Origin of the sequence: Acetatifactor muris (assembly GCF_024623325.1) — a bacterium.
Classification (GTDB): domain Bacteria; phylum Bacillota; class Clostridia; order Lachnospirales; family Lachnospiraceae; genus Acetatifactor; species Acetatifactor muris.
Genome location: NZ_JANJZD010000106.1, coordinates 1 through 1,005 on the forward strand (window position 1 = coordinate 1; position 1,005 = coordinate 1,005).

The 1,005-nt window shown below is 48.9% G+C and carries 1 protein-coding gene and 1 pseudogene; one reads left to right on the top strand and one right to left on the bottom strand.

Annotated elements, in window-relative coordinates; all coding sequences use genetic code 11:
• Positions 1-88: 88 nt before the first annotated feature.
• Positions 89-391 (bottom strand): hypothetical protein, encoded by a 303-nt coding sequence (locus tag NSB25_RS29090; RefSeq protein ID WP_257479371.1) that lies wholly within the window; start codon positions 389-391, stop codon positions 89-91.
• A 78-nt stretch (positions 392-469) separates the two neighbouring features.
• Between NSB25_RS29090 and NSB25_RS29095 the strand changes: the two are divergent.
• Positions 470-1,005 (top strand): annotated as a pseudogene (locus NSB25_RS29095) (hypothetical protein); the annotation flags it as partial.

Sequence of the window (1,005 nt, forward strand, 5' to 3'; positions counted from 1 at the left end):
GCCTAAGGGGAAAAAGAAAGGCGATAAGACTCCTTGCGATTCTTCCAGCACAGCTTCCAAACTTCTTCCTCTGCTGGAACGTTGGCCCTTAAAACCACAAAATCCTTTTTCTCTCGTTTTCCGGCTTTATCAGCAGCAGTTTCTGGATCTTTCTATTCAGAAAAAATTGATTGTTCCAGACCATTTGGCTCTTGCTGGTGACGGCACCCCCGTCCGGACTGCCGCGCAGCAGCGCAAAAAGCGCATCTGCGATTGTATGGAAAAAGGCTGTTCTTCCTGCAGCTGCAAACGTCATTATTCTCAGCCGGACTGCAACTGGGGATGGGACTCCCATCGGGAATGCTATTTTTTCGGTTACCACCTCTACATGTTTGTGGCTTCCGATTCCCATAGTGACCTCCCTGTATTCCCGCTTTTAGAGCGGGCCTCCCGGCATGACATGCTTTCCTTCCTGCATTCCTTTTTCACCATGAAAGCGTATCTTCCGGAATTCCAGATTGAAAGGCTCCTTCTGGATTCTGCACACGACGCTTACGCTGTTTATGAATACTGCAGGCGGGAAGACATCACACCGTTTATCGACCTCAATCCCGGACATACCGGGCATTTTACCTATAAGGACGATTTCACGGTCGATGACGATGGTGTCCCTGTCTGTAAGTTGGGCTTACGTATGCACAAAGATGGATATGAGGCTGCCAAACACCGGGCAAAATACCGGTGTCCGAAATCAAACCGCAAACGTGGCTGCTTCTGTGAACACCCCTGTTCACCGGCGAAATATGGAAGAACCGTACACATCTTTACCGATGACAATCCAAGGTTATTTAACATACCGCCAAGGGACTCTAAAGCATGGGAAAAGGAATATGACAGAAGGACTTCCGTGGAACGCTCCAACAAGCGCGAGAAAGAGGACTATAAATTAGAAGACGGCAGGCACCGCTCAACTAAGATGTGGTACTGCCGCCTCTACAGCATCATGATGTTACAGCATCTTGATGC